Source organism: Synechococcus sp. CC9902 (assembly GCF_000012505.1).
GTDB lineage: Bacteria > Cyanobacteriota > Cyanobacteriia > PCC-6307 > Cyanobiaceae > Parasynechococcus.
In genome coordinates this window covers 1950550-1964612 of the sequence record NC_007513.1, presented here as the reverse complement: position 1 = coordinate 1964612, position 14063 = coordinate 1950550, and the positions used below count along the sequence as shown (strand labels likewise).

Sequence of the window (14063 nt, the reverse complement as noted above, 5' to 3'; positions counted from 1 at the left end):
TGGTTTAATCAGCCAAAATTTTAGGTACTCGGAAAAAGTCTCCTTCCCTTTGTGGAGCTTGATTTAGAATTTCTTCGCGCACAGGCGTCGGATCCACGCCGTCTTGACGCGTCACGTTGGTGACTTCCACGGCCCGAGTGGTTTCTGGTACGCCGGTTGTATCGACCTGCTCCAGTTGACTCACGTAGCCCAGGATTGATTCCAGTTGCCCCGTGTAGGTGGCGATTTTGTCGTCGGGAAGATTGAGGCGGGCCAATTTGGCGACCTTGCGGACGTCATCGGCGGAGATATGGCTCATGGGTCGCTCAAAAAACTACGAAGATCTTCGCTCAACGCGGTGGCAGCTGTCTCGATGATGGCCGCTCCATGGTCTGCTGTTGCCAGCGATGGATGGGATCCCATACGGCCGTCTGGATGGCGGCGACGAAAGTCATCAGGACCATGGATGGGTCCAGCCGGTGCTGGATCCTCCAAGGGGCGCTGTTTGCTTTGCAAGCTTGGTTCAACCTGAAGCGTGACGGCGATTTCACTTGGTGTGGCGTGATGACCTTCTTTGTCGCCATAAAGATCACGGGCTTGCCGCATCACTGGGCCTGCCATAAACCAATTTGAGAGACGACAGCGCAGGTGTGGCGATGCAGGCAGGCCGCGACTTGCTGCTGTGCCGTGGGCCTGGGCAAAGGCAGCTTTGGTGGTAGCAATGTTTCCACCGTGGCCATTGATCACGAACACCCGTTCAAAGCCATGGCGCGCTAGCGACAAGACGAGGTCTTGCATGACCGCCAGCAGCGTGGCGGGTTGCAAGCTCATCGTTCCGGCAAATCCCAGATGATGCTCAGCCATGCCAAAAGCTTGGGCCGGCGTGACAAGAACACCGGTTCGCCGGCCGACTTCGAGGGCGATGGCTTCCGCAGTTAACGCATCAGTTCCGATGGCGCCCGTTGGACCGTGTTGCTCCGTGGATCCCAGAGGAATAATCACGCCTTTGCAGGTTTGGAGATACGTTTCCACTTCAGGCCAACTTCGCAGTGCTAAGCGGATGTTGTCCGTGCTGTCAGCAGGGTTGGGAAGCGAAGCAGGCATCTCAAGGGATGGTGGCGTGTTGATCGATCGGGTTATTAGGCCCTGAAATACAACTAGTGGGCCGTGCCGTTGCCGTCGTACTTATCGGTGTTGTAGTAACCGCCCCGGGTGCCAAAGAACAAGCAGGCCAAGGGAAACAGCACAATGCTGGCCAAGAGCACTGTTCCGAGATTGAACCCAGCTAAAGCAGCTTCCATCAATGTGCACCCATCTCCAACCATTTTGGGGCTGTTCCAGGCTTTGTGGGCCGACTTTTAGGAACTCAAGAACAATCGTTGATTCGGAGTCGCTTTTTTGTTTTTAGGCGCAGCTCTAGATAGGGGAGAAAGCGGGTTCCTTGAAATATTTCTCTCCAAATAGACTGATAAGCTTCAATTTTTTGATGATTTAGCTGGTTAATTTTACAAAAGACTTGTCTCTCGGTGATGCGGTTAAAGCTTTTTTCGACAATATTCTTGATTTGACATTGACGAAGGAATTTCTCATAGGTTTTTATGTAGCGTTTGTTGAAAGATTTTTTTGAAAGGATTAATTTGAAAAATTGTCGCTCTTGTCGACTCTCTTTCGGCATGATCCAGCCGTGGCGATTGGTTTTAAATGGTTCTGGATGCTTGGCAACCCTAGGTTCAAAGAGTCTTAATGAATATTCCAGCTCGCTGCGAACAATCTGATGCAGAATCCATGCCGAGTTTTGTGATTCCTCGAGATGTTGGTGCAATTTATTCACTGTTCTTAGGTGTTGAGGCAGGGATGGATTTACATGCAGTTTGTTGGCTTCATTCATCCAATTAATTTTTTTGCCATTGTTGCCAACAAAAACGGCTCTCTCTGGAGATTCCACATCGGGCACATGTGCTCGAAGTTTGCGTAGTGGTACTGAGTAGTTGAAAATACTTTTCCCCTGTGATTTTTTTAGTTCAATCTTGGCCTTTGTTAGGTCTGTAAAACATGTCTGATAGCTTTGCCCATAGGTGCAAAGCCAATTGGTAAACATCAAATCAAATCGATCGAATTGTCTGAGGTAGCTCGCAATCGATCGGTTCGGCTTGTTGGAGAACCAGTATTCGTCGATATCGACCACGAGGCAATGGCTCGACTTAGTGCGATGAGATGCCTCATCGATCAGTGCCGCATAGGAGCCGCTTTGCCGATGGAGGCGTTGCGGTTGATCGGTGTTGAAGATAAAAATTTTCGGATATATCTTGGCAATTTTCTTGAGAATGGCTGGAGTTTTGTCCTGGCAATTATTGATCCCGATAAATATATTGCTGAATCCCAAGTAAAGATAGTGGTGAATAAACTGGGCGATATAGCATTCTTCGTTACCTGTAATTGTGATGATATCGCAACTATTTGGTGTGATTGTTTGTCTGTTTCTTAATCGTGCAGAAGCAGCTTGAACTATGTTCGTAGGTTCGTCTTTGAGGTAAAGTTTCTGGATGCCGAATGGTCGCATAAGTTCTGGCCTGATATGGCATCTAGCGATCGTTTAAAGCTTACGAGCTTGATTGGCTTGTACTCATTGTGGTGTCGCTCATTTCAAGCCATTTTCTCAGCCATCCCGTGAGCCAGATGAAGGGCAACGTGTCGGCAAGGGCAGCTAATACTTTGAACAAATATCCGCCCACGATGAAGCTGCCAAGTTGTGGAATGAGTGGACTCTCCGTATCGATGGGTAGAACATGGGCTCCGTAGTGGCTGATTAACACCACGGCAGTTGTATCGACGAGTTGACTCACCAAAGTGGAGCCATTGTTGCGGAGCCAAAGGGCTTTGCCGTTGGTGAGCTGTTTCCAAAAATGGAACAGGCGCACATCAATGAATTGAGCCGTGAGGTACGCCGCCATGGAGGCCCCAATCGCGCCAAAGCTGAGTTCTTGGATGGTGCGGAAGGTGCTGTCGTCGCTCCCTGGTAAGCCCGGGAGTAAGCCTCCAAGCCAGAGAATGAGCACAACCCAGCCATTGAGCAGTAACCCCACCCACACCAACTGGTTGGCTTTCTCTTCTCCCCACAACTCACTGATCAGGTCTGTGCAGAGAAACGTGATTGGGTATGGGAGCGCACCAATGGCTACAACGATTGGCCATGTGCCGATGTGCCCGAGTTGTAGGAAGCGGGTGAGTCCCAGGATGTTGAGCATCCCTAGTGTTCCCAAGAACAGTCCCGCCAGCACTAAAAAAGTGCTGTCCCTTCGGGCTTGAAGTGTTCTGGATGTGTGATCGGTTGAGGCGGGCATGCGCTCGGAGAGTTAAGGGGCGTCGTGGCTGAATCGCTGGTCGGCCCTACGCCATTGTGTTCTTCAAAAAACATTGACTCAACGTTTGTGCTGACTTCCCCTTTGCACAGATGTCTAGTTTTAAAGGCGGATCAATTGAAATTGGCATCGTTATCCAGAGCGACATCACGCAAGCTCTCCCGTTTTCGTTCTTCTCCCGTGCAGCAGAAGTGGTGGGACCTGAATTGGTGGGCTGCAGGTTGGTGAAACGGCAGACGGATGGAACGTTGTTGTGGGGTGTGATTGTGGAGACGGAGGCGTATTCGCAGGAAGAGCCTGCTTGCCATGGCTTCCGCCGCCGTACCCCAAGCAACGAAACACTGTTTGGTGAGCCGGGGCGGTTTTATGTGTATGTGAGCTATGGCATTCATCACTGCGTCAATGTGGTGACGGATCGCTCTGATTGGGCCAACGGCGTTTTGCTTCGGGCGATCGCGATGCCAGGTGAGCTCGAGCGCGTTGCCGCTGGTCCAGGGCTGCTGGCTCGGCGTTTTGGTCTTGATCGGGGAGATGACAGTTGTCCGGTGACGGGCGAACATGACGTTTGGCTGGCACCAAGACCGGCATCCCTCGCTAGCCCAGTGCTTGTGACCACAACGCGAATTGGAATCTCTCAGGGGCAGGAGCTCCCCTGGCGTTGGTACTTACAGCTGAGTCGCAGCATTAGTCGTCGTGCCATCGGGAATCGCCAGCCATCCCTTGATCAGGCTTGGTCACCGTGTGATGAGGGGACGTTATGAGCGGTTGGCATCACCGTCACATCCTTGATCTGGCCTCATTCTCTCGGGACGATTTTGCCTCGATCCTTGAGCTGGCTCAACGGTTTCGATCCCTTCCCGTCACGGGTGTACGCAAGTTGCCGGCGCTGCAGGGACGTCTAGTGGCCACGCTGTTTTTTGAGCCCAGTACTCGCACGCGAAGCAGTTTCGAATTAGCGGCAAAGCGGCTCTCAGCCGATGTCATGAGTTTTTCTCCCTCAAGTAGTTCGCTGAGTAAGGGAGAAAGCGTTTTGGATACCGCTCGCACCTACGTCGCTATGGGTGCTGACGTGTTGGTGGTTCGTCATCGCTCCACATCCGTTCCTCAGCAACTTGCCGCTGATTTGGATCAGCTGGGGGAGCGCACCGTGGTGCTGAATGGAGGAGATGGTCTTCATAGCCATCCAAGTCAGGGTTTGTTGGATCTGCTCACCCTGGCCCGTTACTTCGATGCCCAGAAGCCAACCCCACAAGCTTTGGACGGTAAAAAAATCGTGATTGTTGGAGACATCCTGCATTCCCGCGTGGCCCGCTCCAATCTTTGGGCACTGACTGGTTGTGGCGCGGATGTGGTGCTGTGTGGGCCAACCAGTTTGTTGCCAGAGGAGTTTGCTGCGTTTGTTGATGCCCCACCGCCAGGGCTGTCGTGCGATCCCGTCGCTCAGCGCGGAAAGGTCACCGTTGAACGCCGTCTTGAACAAGCCTTGCCCGGTGCAGATGCAGTGATGACACTGCGACTCCAGAAGGAGCGCATGACACAGCAGTTGTTGACCAGTCTCGAGCGCTACCACCGTGACTATGGCTTGAGCCATGCGCGCCTTCAATTGTGTGGTCGACAGGTTCCCGTTCTTCATCCAGGACCTGTAAACCGGGGCGTTGAGATGACGAGTCAGTTGTTGGATGACCCAACCATATGCCTTGTGGAAGAGCAAGTCAGGAATGGGGTTCCTGTTCGCATGGCGCTGCTTTATTTGATGGCAGCAGCTGAGTCCGCCGCGGAATCCTCATTGGTATCGATCAGCTCTTGAGTGTTCGACATTTGAGTAGTCGATAGGCCTGAGATTTCCTTGGAGTAGTACTCCATAGCCGCTTGCAAGGCCGCATCTGGTGAAGCAATGGAAGGCCCTTCCCCGGCGCGCATTGGAAAGTGGGCGTCCGCTGCATTGAGAGCCATGTGCTGGCTTGGCATGCCCGTTAGCAACATGGACGCCCGCTGCCGAGTTAGCAGAGCAAAAATCCACTTTGTGGCGAGGGAGACCCGTTGCTGCATGTCGTGGATGAGCCCTAAATGCACTCCAGCCCAAAGCAGCACTCCAATCAGTCCTGAGAATTTGAGGCCTCGCAAGTCGGCAACTGCGCTCGACCCATCGACAATGGCCATGCTCCCAAGATCTAAATATCGAAACTTCGGGCGTGAACGACCGGTCACCATTGCGGCAATGTCTTTGCCAATAAAGCTGCCTGCCTGTTTGGCGGGTGCTGCCATGCCTGGAAGGGTGTGGCCATCTTGGGTGTGGCTGTAGCTGCAGAGATCACCGGCGATGCGAATTTCAGGATGGCTGGCAATGGAAAAGTCAGGTTCCACCACAACACGTCCGCCACGATCCACGCTGCAACCTGTTGCGGCTTCTAATGCTTGACCAAGGTGTGAGGCACGAACTCCTGCGGTCCAGATCACAGTGGCGGCTCGAATGCATTGCTCTCCATGAGGAGTGCTCACCACCACTTCCCCTGGGCGCATGCTTTGCACACGACTTTGCTGCAGGAATTCCACGCCCGCTTTTTGCAGTGCTTGTAGGGCTTCTTTGGAGAGCTCCTCAGGCATGCTTCGCAGCACTGTCTCGCCCGGGTCAATGAGGAGAATTCGGGTTTTGGTTGGATCCAGCTGCTGGTAGGCATCCTTCAGGGACCATCGCAGCATTCGAGAAGCTGCGCCGGCCATTTCGCAGCCACTGGGACCACTGCCGATCACAACAACGGTTTGAAGAAATTGCCGTGCTTCGGGATTAGGAGTTTGCTCCGCTTGCTCCATCGCCATGAGCAGGCGTCTGCGGATTTCTTCGGCGTGCTCAAGGATTTTCATCGGTGGCGCAAATGTGCGCCACTGGTCTTTTCCGAAAAAGCTGCTGCCAGATCCCGTCGCGAGTACGAGATGGTCGTAGCTCAGGGTCTTTCCGTTGAAAACGATTTGGTGTTCATCGGGGATCAATTCGGTGACTTCGCCGAGCAGGATTTGCACATTTGGTTGCTTCCCCACGAGCTCGCGTAGGGGTGTTGCGATATCGCCACTGGCGACCAATCCCGTTGCCACTTGATAGAGCAACGGCTGGAACAAATTGAAATTGCGTTTGTCGATCAGGGTGATGCGCACCTCTGATTGAGCTAAGGCTCGACAAGCCTGAATTCCAGCAAAGCCACCACCAACAATCACCACATGGGGCGCATGGCGAAGCCGCTCTTCAGGCGGTTCAAGTTCCAGAAAGTAGTGATCGCCGGCCATAGATGGCAGCAGAGGAGCCAATCCGAAGGGTATGGAGCTCTAATGAATTTGTCTGCGTTACGCGTGGTGTGCTGTTAAAGCAGCTTGAAGGCCTCAAGAAAGAGGCCATACAAAAAGCCGATTCGGCTGAGGTCTAGCAGTTGTTCTGGGAGCGTCCATGACGCTCCCGACCTGCGAACGCGGCGCAGGGTGAATTCGGTTCCAAGAACCACAATCAGCGATGCCACGGGATCCATTTGGGAGAGAACACCTGCGACGGAAGTCACAGCACTACCCAACAAAAAGCCGCTGAAAAGTGCAATGGCGAGGAGCGACAATCTCCGCCATGGATTTTGCGTCCACTGCTCAAGACGATTGATCGCTTCACCCCACTGGGTTTGAAGTCGAGTGGATTGGAGTCGTCGCAAGGGTCACACTCCCGATTCAGGTGAAGCCCATGAGGCAGGAACCAGGGATCCCCATCACCTGGCCAACGTTTCGAACCCTGTTTACCTCAAACGTTTGGACCTGACCGGTTTCATGCCCGACTGAACGACAATTCCACCCCAAAAGCCCTGGTCCTGACAGGGCTTGAGCATCGCGATGTGTTCGGCCCTATTTGGACTCAGCTTTCGCTTTGCGTGATGATTTGCCTTCGAGAAGCTCTAAGAGAGCTTCCATTTGTGCCATTACGCCGCGAACTTCTCCCGCTTCAGGCAAGAGACCGTCTTCCATCACGCCTTGATGCATTTCACGAAGCTCCTGCCGGATGTAGCGCAGGTGACTCACGACCTGCTCGCGTTTCGACTGCGACATCGATCACAGGGGGGGATACTTACCCCCCTTTTACCCCATAGGGGGTTAAGGACGTCGGATTTGTTGGTGACCAACAGCCCAAGCCATAGCCAGCGCTGTGAAGGTCAGCAGTGCTGCTGGGCGGGCCAAGGTGCTCAGAAACACCACAGAGCCGAGCGCCAGCAGGAGGGGGATATGGCGTCTCATTTGAGTGGAGAATAGGGGACTCGAACCCCTGACCTCTGCGGTGCGATCGCAGCGCTCTACCAGCTGAGCTAATTCCCCGCCAGCAAACGCTAGCTGTCAGGGATTGCGTCAAACTGGAGCATGGCGCTTTGCGAAAGCTGATGGTTACGCCGGAACAGCTCGAAGCATTTGATGACGCCACGACGGCGGCGCTGGCACGGCGTCTTGAAGACGACGATTACCCCACCCCCTTCGACAGCCTCAAGGATTGGCATCTGTTGCGAGCCTTGGCCATTCATCGGCCTGAGTTGACCCTTCCGTATCACCATCTTGTGGATCAGGAACCGTTCGATGAGGACTGACTCAATGCCTGGTCCGTTGGCTGGGCGGCATGTGCTCGTGGCGGCCAGCGGAAGTATCGCTGCGGTGAAAACACCGTTATTGGTGAGTGCTCTGGTTAAGGCTGGGGCTGTTGTGCGCTGTTTGGTCACCCCAAGTGCTGAACGCTTAGTGAGTGCAGTCGCCCTCGCAAGCTTGAGTCGCCATCCCTGCTATTGCGATGGGGATCAATGGGATCCCTCCAGAAGCCGACCACTGCACATTGAACTGGCTGAATGGGCGGAACTAGTCGTTGTCGCTCCGATGAGTGCCAGCACGCTGAGCCGTTGGTCACAGGGATCGGGTGACGGGCTACTGGCCAGCGTGCTTTTGGCAACTGAGGTGCCGGTTTTGGTCGCCGCAGCGATGAATACGGCGATGTGGAGTCACCCCGCTGTTCAGCAGAATTGGCAATTGGTTCAGGCTTTCCCGGGGGTTGTTCCCCTTCTTCCATCGTCTGGATTGTTGGCTTGTGATCGCCGAGGGGATGGCCGGATGGCAGATCCAATCTTGATCGAATTGGCGGCGGCAGCCTTGTTCAGCCGGGGTCAAGAGTGTGTCGTTCCTGAACGTGATTGGGAAGGAAAGCATCTGTTGGTCACCGCTGGGGCCACCCATGAGCCCATTGATCAAGCCAGGGTTCTTACCAATCGAAGTACCGGGCATATGGGGGTCTTACTGGCCCAGGTTGCGCGTTTGCGGGGAGCCATCGTTCAACTGGTTCATGGGCCGCTCTCTGTGCCTGAGCCATGGTGCGAAGGGATTGAGTGCATTCCTGTCACCACAGCTGATGACATGGCGCGGGTGCTTGTTGATCGACAGCCGTCCATGGATGCGATTGCGATGGTGGCTGCTGTGGCTGATCTGCGACGTGTGGAGAGCTCAGAAACCAAGGTGTCAAAACAGCGATTGCCCGAATTGCTGGCCTCGGGCTGGAGTCAGGTCCCAGACTTGTTGGCGTCGCTTTCGAAGCGTCGACCCCAAGGACAGATCCTGCTTGGTTTTGCCGCGTTGGCAGGCGAGGACGCAGCCTTGATTGCTCAAGGCAAGGCCAAGCTCAGTGCGAAGGGGTGCGACTTATTGATGGTGAATCCCATCGATCGCCTTGGCCAAGGCTTTGGTGACCAGGCCAATGGTGGGTGGCTATTGGACCGTGACACGATTCGTGAGATGCCATTGATGTCCAAATTGTCGATGGCTCACCAGCTTCTCGATGCGATGCATCAGTCCCACATCGCTGCGATAGCCCCGGTGGACGGTAGTAATCAAACGAGTTGTTGAGACCTGCAAAAGCTGGCTCTGGCTCGAGTTTCAAGCCCTGTAAGATCAAGAATCGACGGCAGTGCCGTTCCTCATAGCGTTAAGTCGTCAGGCTCCTCCCATGCGCATTCGTTCCCTGCTGGCCGTTGTGCTGGCGTTATGCCTCACTTTCTTCACTACGGCTTGCAGCGGTGGCACTGATGCAAACCGTGGTGAGTCCAACGTCACCTATGACGACATTCGCAACACTGGTAAAGCCAATGATTGCCCCACGATCGGCGACGCTGCCCGTGGCTCCATCCCTCTAACCGCTGGTCAGAAATACGAACTTCGCGGGATCTGCATGCATCCCGTTCAGGTTTATGCCAAGGAAGAGCCTAAAAATGCTCGCCAGCAGGCTGAATTCGTTGAGGGCAAAATTCTCACCCGTTACACCTCCAGCCTTGATGAGGTGTATGGCGATCTGACGGTGACTGAATCTGGCCTTCAGTTTCAGGAAAAAGGTGGGATCGACTTTCAGCCCATCACGGTGCTTGTTCCCGGCGGTGAAGAATTCCCGTTCTCGTTCTCTAGCAAGTCTTTGAAAGCCCTGGCTGATGGTGCCGCAATCACCACCAGCACCGATTTCGAAGGCACTTATCGCACCCCGAGCTATCGCACGAGCAACTTCATCGATCCCAAGGGACGTGCTCTCACCACTGGTGTTCAGTACGCCCAAGGACTGATTGCTCTTGGCGGAGATGAGAAAGATCTCGAGAAAGACAACAACAAGCGTTACATCGATGGGATCGGCACGATGAGCATGTCGATCACCAAGGTGGATCCCGAAACCGGTGAGTTTGCAGGTGTCTTCACTGCGATCCAGCCCTCCGACTCCGACATGGGTGGTCGTGAAGTGGTTGATATCAAAGTGGTTGGCGAACTTTATGGCCGTTTAGAAGAGGCTTGATCGCTGGGTTTGATCAAGCAATCTTGGGGGGGCGAAAGCCCCCTTTTTTTTTGGGGCTGTGCGTTTCAGCGATCATCTGTGAGAATCGCGCGGTCTTAGTGAGTTTCCATGACCGCCAGTGCTTCTGCCTCAGCCAAGAGATCCGGAGTGATCGCTCCCTATGGCGGCACGCTGGTGGATCTCATGGTGCCGAGCGCGGATCAACCTGCGTTGAAGGCATCAGCTACCAAAACGTTGGAATGCTCAGACCGCAACGCCTGTGACGTGGAATTGCTGGTGGTCGGAGGGTTTTCCCCTTTACGCGGCTTTATGCACCAGGAGGACTACGACGCTGTTGTGTCCGGTCATCGCACGTCAGCAGGCCATTTATTCGGTTTGCCAATCGTGATGGACACCGATCGCGACGACGTGGTGGTGGGAGACAAACTCTTGCTGACTTACAAGGGGCAAGAGCTTGCTCTTCTCGAGGTTGAGGACAAGTGGGAACCCAACAAGGTGGTTGAGGCCCAGGGGTGTTACGGCACGACATCGCTTGAACACCCCGCTGTGCGCATGATCGCGATGGAACGCAAATGCTTCTATCTAGGCGGCACGCTGAAGGGTTTGGAGCTGCCAAGCCGCGTTTTCCCCTGCAAAACCCCGGCCGAAGTTCGTTCTGATTTGCCCCATGGCGAAGACGTGGTGGCCTTCCAATGCCGTAACCCCATTCACCGCGCCCACTACGAACTGTTTACCCGGGCTCTACATGCCCAAAATGTGAGCGAGAACGCCGTGGTGTTAGTGCACCCCACCTGTGGACCAACCCAGCAGGACGACATCCCAGGGTCGGTTCGTTTTGAGACCTACGAGCGCTTGGCGGCCGAGGTGAACAATGATCGAATTCGGTGGGCTTATCTCCCCTATGCCATGCACATGGCAGGGCCACGGGAAGCCCTCCAGCACATGATTATTCGCAGGAATTATGGGTGCACCCATTTCATCATTGGCCGCGATATGGCGGGTTGTAAGTCCTCTCTGACTGGCGACGATTTTTACGGCCCCTATGACGCTCAGAACTTTGCGAAGGAGTGTGCACCAGAGCTCACCATGGAGACGGTGCCTTCTCTGAATCTTGTTTACACGCAGGAGGAGGGCTACGTCACCGCTGAACATGCGGAAGCGCGTGGACTCCATGTGAAAAAGCTCAGCGGCACACAGTTCCGCAAGATGCTGCGTGGTGGTGAGGAGATTCCTGAGTGGTTTGCCTTCAAGAGCGTCGTTGAGGTGCTCCGTTCCTCATGATTCGCTAACCCCGTTTAACATTCCTTCATCTTGTAGAGGCAACCTGTGAACAAGCGTTGGCGAAACATCGGGCTTGGTGCCCTATTGGTCTTGGCCATTGTCGTGATTGCACCAGCCTTCTTTGGCGGTGGCGGCGGTGGAAATCAGCCCCAGGTCAACACCATTCGCTACAGCGAATTTGTTGAGGCCGTCAAGGATGACCAGATCAGCCGTGTGCTGATCGCACCCGATCAAGGCACAGCCCAAGTGGTTGAGAACGACGGTCGCCGGGCTCAAGTCAACCTTGCCCCCGATCGTGAGTTGCTTGGTCTGCTGACTCAGCACAACGTCGACATTGCTGTCCAGCCCTCCCGTCAAACACCGGGTTGGCAGCAGGCGGCGGGAAGTCTGGTTTTCCCGCTTCTCCTACTTGGTGGCTTGTTTTTCTTGTTCCGCCGTGCCCAGGGTGGCGGTGGTGGCAATCCCGCCATGCAGTTTGGGAAAAGCAAGGCACGGGTCCAAATGGAGCCGTCAACGCAAATCACATTCAGCGATGTTGCCGGGATCGAGGGCGCCAAGCTCGAGCTCACAGAGGTCGTCGACTTCCTTAAAAATCCCGATCGCTTTACCGCCGTTGGAGCCAAAATCCCCAAAGGCGTTTTGTTAGTCGGCCCTCCAGGTACTGGTAAAACGTTGCTCGCCAAAGCCGTCGCTGGTGAAGCTGGGGTTCCCTTCTTCTCGATTTCCGGTTCAGAATTTGTCGAAATGTTCGTTGGCGTTGGTGCAAGCCGCGTGCGCGACTTGTTCGAACAGGCGAAAAAGAATGCTCCTTGCATCGTCTTTATCGACGAGATCGATGCGGTTGGACGCCAGCGTGGTGCCGGCCTTGGCGGTGGTAATGACGAACGCGAACAAACCCTCAACCAGCTCCTGACTGAGATGGATGGTTTTGAGGGGAACACCGGCATCATCATCGTTGCTGCCACCAACCGACCTGACGTACTCGACGCAGCACTCATGCGCCCAGGTCGCTTCGACCGTCAGGTGACCGTCGATCGCCCTGACTATTCCGGGCGTCTCCAGATCTTGGGGGTCCATGCCCGTGGAAAAACCTTGGCGAAGGACGTTGACCTCGACAAAGTTGCGCGTCGTACACCCGGGTACACCGGTGCTGATCTTGCGAACCTCTTAAATGAAGCCGCAATTTTGGCGGCTCGCCGTGAGTTGACGGAAGTCAGCAACGACGAGATCAGTGATGCAATTGAGCGCGTTATGGCCGGTCCTGAGAAAAAGGATCGGGTCATGAGTGAACGCCGTGCACGCTTGGTGGCTTATCACGAGGCAGGCCATGCCCTCGTCGGTGCTCTGATGCCTGATTACGACCCCGTTCAAAAGATTTCGATCATTCCTCGCGGCAATGCCGGCGGTCTCACGTTCTTCACGCCAAGTGAAGAACGGATGGAATCAGGTTTGTACTCCCGCGCTTATCTCCAAAATCAAATGGCGGTTGCCCTGGGTGGTCGCGTTGCTGAAGAGATTGTCTACGGCGAAGACGAAGTCACCACAGGTGCTTCGAACGACCTTCAACAGGTGGCTTCCACAGCCCGTCAGATGATCACGCGTTTTGGCATGAGTGATGTTCTCGGACCAGTGGCCCTCGGCCGTGCCCAAGGAGGGATGTTCCTAGGCCGAGATATCGCTGCTGAACGAGATTTCTCTGAGGAAACTGCCGCCACGATCGACCAGGAAGTCTCCGAACTTGTGGACGTCGCCTACAAGCGTGCCACCAAGGTTTTGGTGGATAACCGCTCTGTTCTCGATGAGCTTGCGGGAATGTTGATCGAGCAGGAAACTGTTGATGCGGAGGAGCTTCAGGAGCTCTTGATCAAGCGTGACGTACGAGTTGCTGAATACGTCTGATTCCAATCATTCCAAGTGGCTGACACGGCAAGAGGCAATCATTGCCTCCTTGCGGTGTCAGCCTTTTTTATTGGTAGTGCGTCCTTTGTTGGACGATGCCTTGAGCTCCCAAAGGCTTCTTGATCAGCTGAAAGTTCTTCATGATGCAGGCCTGCGTCATGTCGAGGTGGCTTGGAGCTCCCATGCGGGTTGGAAATCTTTTGTGCGGGAAATCCAAGGGTGTTGTCCCCGCTTTCATCTTGGAGTTGCTTCGGTTGTGGGGAGTGAGGCTCTTCAAGACCTGCAGTTGCTTGATCTTTCCTATGCGATGGCCCCCTGTTGGGACCCTTCGTTGGTAAGTGAAGCTCGGGATTTAGGCCAGTTGATTATTCCAGGCGTCTTGAGTCCCACTGAGGTTCATCAGACCGCAGCATTTGGTTGTCGTCTCGTGAAGTTATTCCCAGCGGTCACGGTTGGTGTTGCCTACTGGAAAAGGCTTGAGGCCCCGCTGGGGCCGTTGCCCTTTGTGGTTGCAGCAGGTGGCCTGACGACCAATGATCTTTCCGATTGGCTCGGTGCGGGCCACGACGCTGTTGCTCTTGGGCGTCGAGCCATCGGCGATCACGGTTTCGGCGATCAGTGCGTCGATCCCGCGCTGCTCGGCTGGCTGACCCGGTCGCCGTCTTCAGCCTGAAGGCGCCTGGTGGTCGCAGTGAGTCCGGAATGCTACAGATGAGATA

At 54.7% G+C, this 14063-nt stretch carries 17 protein-coding genes and 1 tRNA gene; 8 read left to right on the top strand and 10 right to left on the bottom strand.

Annotated features, from left to right (window positions below):
• Positions 1–4 precede the first annotated feature (4 nt).
• The 5 genes from gatC to SYNCC9902_RS10400 form a co-directional block, all read right to left on the bottom strand.
• Positions 5–298, bottom strand: a complete 294-nt coding sequence (gene gatC / locus SYNCC9902_RS10415) for an Asp-tRNA(Asn)/Glu-tRNA(Gln) amidotransferase subunit GatC (protein ID WP_011360802.1) — start codon at positions 296–298, stop codon at positions 5–7.
• The gene (locus tag SYNCC9902_RS10410) at positions 295–1083 is read right to left on the bottom strand and encodes a creatininase family protein (RefSeq protein ID WP_011360801.1); all 789 of its coding nucleotides are present in this window, start codon (positions 1081–1083) and stop codon (positions 295–297) included. Before SYNCC9902_RS10410 ends, gatC begins: the two co-directional genes overlap by 4 nt.
• Positions 1084–1136: 53 nt before the next feature.
• Entirely contained in the window at positions 1137–1280 is a 144-nt protein-coding gene (locus SYNCC9902_RS12800) for a hypothetical protein (RefSeq protein ID WP_011360800.1), read from the bottom strand.
• Positions 1281–1345: 65 nt separating this feature from the next.
• Positions 1346–2539, bottom strand: coding sequence for a glycosyltransferase family 2 protein (locus SYNCC9902_RS10405; RefSeq protein WP_011360799.1), 1194 nt, complete (start codon positions 2537–2539; stop codon positions 1346–1348).
• A gap of 40 nt (positions 2540–2579) precedes the next feature.
• Positions 2580–3320 carry a queuosine precursor transporter gene (locus SYNCC9902_RS10400; RefSeq protein WP_156771126.1) on the bottom strand — a complete coding sequence of 247 codons (741 nt, stop codon included), beginning with the start codon at positions 3318–3320 and terminating at the stop codon, positions 2580–2582.
• Between the two features lie 110 nt (positions 3321–3430).
• On the opposite strand from SYNCC9902_RS10400, the gene SYNCC9902_RS10395 reads away from it, so the two are divergent.
• Positions 3431–4099 (top strand): DNA-3-methyladenine glycosylase, encoded by a 669-nt coding sequence (locus tag SYNCC9902_RS10395; RefSeq protein WP_011360797.1) that lies wholly within the window; start codon positions 3431–3433, stop codon positions 4097–4099.
• A complete protein-coding gene (locus SYNCC9902_RS10390; protein WP_011360796.1) occupies positions 4096–5145 on the top strand; it encodes an aspartate carbamoyltransferase catalytic subunit in 1050 nt (349 codons plus the stop codon). Before SYNCC9902_RS10395 ends, SYNCC9902_RS10390 begins: the two co-directional genes overlap by 4 nt.
• Here SYNCC9902_RS10390 and SYNCC9902_RS10385 read toward each other — a convergent pair.
• The 5 genes from SYNCC9902_RS10385 to SYNCC9902_RS10370 all read right to left on the bottom strand — a co-directional run bounded on the left by SYNCC9902_RS10385 (position 5085) and on the right by SYNCC9902_RS10370 (position 7676).
• Positions 5085–6617 carry an NAD(P)/FAD-dependent oxidoreductase gene (locus SYNCC9902_RS10385; RefSeq protein ID WP_011360795.1) on the bottom strand — a complete coding sequence of 511 codons (1533 nt, stop codon included), beginning with the start codon at positions 6615–6617 and terminating at the stop codon, positions 5085–5087. The genes SYNCC9902_RS10390 and SYNCC9902_RS10385 overlap by 61 nt on opposite strands.
• Positions 6618–6691: 74 nt before the next feature.
• Positions 6692–7024 carry a DUF565 domain-containing protein gene (locus SYNCC9902_RS10380; protein ID WP_011360794.1) on the bottom strand — a complete coding sequence of 111 codons (333 nt, stop codon included), beginning with the start codon at positions 7022–7024 and terminating at the stop codon, positions 6692–6694.
• A 187-nt stretch (positions 7025–7211) separates the two neighbouring features.
• A complete protein-coding gene (locus SYNCC9902_RS10375; protein WP_006850779.1) occupies positions 7212–7412 on the bottom strand; it encodes a hypothetical protein in 201 nt (66 codons plus the stop codon).
• A 45-nt stretch (positions 7413–7457) separates the two neighbouring features.
• Positions 7458–7598, bottom strand: a complete 141-nt coding sequence (locus SYNCC9902_RS12600) for a hypothetical protein (RefSeq protein ID WP_156771125.1) — start codon at positions 7596–7598, stop codon at positions 7458–7460.
• Positions 7599–7603: 5 nt separating this feature from the next.
• Positions 7604–7676 (bottom strand) — tRNA-Ala (locus SYNCC9902_RS10370).
• Positions 7677–7738: 62 nt separating this feature from the next.
• Between SYNCC9902_RS10370 and SYNCC9902_RS10365 the strand changes: the two genes are divergently transcribed.
• The 6 genes from SYNCC9902_RS10365 to SYNCC9902_RS10340 all read left to right on the top strand — a co-directional run bounded on the left by SYNCC9902_RS10365 (position 7739) and on the right by SYNCC9902_RS10340 (position 14017).
• Positions 7739–7939, top strand: coding sequence for a DUF2555 domain-containing protein (locus tag SYNCC9902_RS10365; protein WP_049749493.1), 201 nt, complete (start codon positions 7739–7741; stop codon positions 7937–7939).
• Between the two features lie 4 nt (positions 7940–7943).
• Positions 7944–9236 (top strand): bifunctional phosphopantothenoylcysteine decarboxylase/phosphopantothenate--cysteine ligase CoaBC, encoded by a 1293-nt coding sequence (coaBC, locus tag SYNCC9902_RS10360; protein WP_156771206.1) that lies wholly within the window; start codon positions 7944–7946, stop codon positions 9234–9236.
• 100 nt (positions 9237–9336) lie between these two features.
• Positions 9337–10164, top strand: a complete 828-nt coding sequence (locus tag SYNCC9902_RS10355) for a photosystem II manganese-stabilizing polypeptide (protein WP_011360791.1) — start codon at positions 9337–9339, stop codon at positions 10162–10164.
• 108 nt (positions 10165–10272) lie between these two features.
• Positions 10273–11445, top strand: a complete 1173-nt coding sequence (gene sat, locus SYNCC9902_RS10350; protein ID WP_011360790.1) for a sulfate adenylyltransferase — start codon at positions 10273–10275, stop codon at positions 11443–11445.
• A 45-nt stretch (positions 11446–11490) separates the two neighbouring features.
• Positions 11491–13344, top strand: a complete 1854-nt coding sequence (gene ftsH, locus SYNCC9902_RS10345; RefSeq protein WP_011360789.1) for an ATP-dependent zinc metalloprotease FtsH — start codon at positions 11491–11493, stop codon at positions 13342–13344.
• Entirely contained in the window at positions 13316–14017 is a 702-nt protein-coding gene (locus SYNCC9902_RS10340) for a bifunctional 4-hydroxy-2-oxoglutarate aldolase/2-dehydro-3-deoxy-phosphogluconate aldolase (protein ID WP_232179221.1), read from the top strand. Before ftsH ends, SYNCC9902_RS10340 begins: the two co-directional genes overlap by 29 nt.
• Positions 14018–14063: the final 46 nt, after the last annotated feature.

Bases quoted from the DNA above. Each gene is read 5' to 3' on its own strand.
- SYNCC9902_RS10385 (WP_011360795.1), bottom strand. From the start codon at position 6,617: ATGGCCGGCGATCACTACTTTCTGGAACTTGAACCGCCTGAAGAGCGG.
- SYNCC9902_RS10365 (WP_049749493.1), top strand. From the start codon at position 7,739: ATGGTTACGCCGGAACAGCTCGAAGCATTTGATGACGCCACGACGGCG.
- SYNCC9902_RS10375 (WP_006850779.1), bottom strand. From the start codon at position 7,412: ATGTCGCAGTCGAAACGCGAGCAGGTCGTGAGTCACCTGCGCTACATC.
- coaBC (WP_156771206.1), top strand. From the start codon at position 7,944: ATGCCTGGTCCGTTGGCTGGGCGGCATGTGCTCGTGGCGGCCAGCGGA.
- SYNCC9902_RS10405 (WP_011360799.1), bottom strand. From the start codon at position 2,539: ATGCGACCATTCGGCATCCAGAAACTTTACCTCAAAGACGAACCTACG.
- sat (WP_011360790.1), top strand. From the start codon at position 10,273: ATGACCGCCAGTGCTTCTGCCTCAGCCAAGAGATCCGGAGTGATCGCT.
- gatC (WP_011360802.1), bottom strand. From the start codon at position 298: ATGAGCCATATCTCCGCCGATGACGTCCGCAAGGTCGCCAAATTGGCC.
- SYNCC9902_RS12800 (WP_011360800.1), bottom strand. From the start codon at position 1,280: ATGGAAGCTGCTTTAGCTGGGTTCAATCTCGGAACAGTGCTCTTGGCC.
- SYNCC9902_RS10400 (WP_156771126.1), bottom strand. From the start codon at position 3,320: ATGCCCGCCTCAACCGATCACACATCCAGAACACTTCAAGCCCGAAGG.
- SYNCC9902_RS10390 (WP_011360796.1), top strand. From the start codon at position 4,096: ATGAGCGGTTGGCATCACCGTCACATCCTTGATCTGGCCTCATTCTCT.
- SYNCC9902_RS10355 (WP_011360791.1), top strand. From the start codon at position 9,337: ATGCGCATTCGTTCCCTGCTGGCCGTTGTGCTGGCGTTATGCCTCACT.
- SYNCC9902_RS12600 (WP_156771125.1), bottom strand. From the start codon at position 7,598: ATGAGACGCCATATCCCCCTCCTGCTGGCGCTCGGCTCTGTGGTGTTT.
- SYNCC9902_RS10395 (WP_011360797.1), top strand. From the start codon at position 3,431: ATGTCTAGTTTTAAAGGCGGATCAATTGAAATTGGCATCGTTATCCAG.
- SYNCC9902_RS10410 (WP_011360801.1), bottom strand. From the start codon at position 1,083: ATGCCTGCTTCGCTTCCCAACCCTGCTGACAGCACGGACAACATCCGC.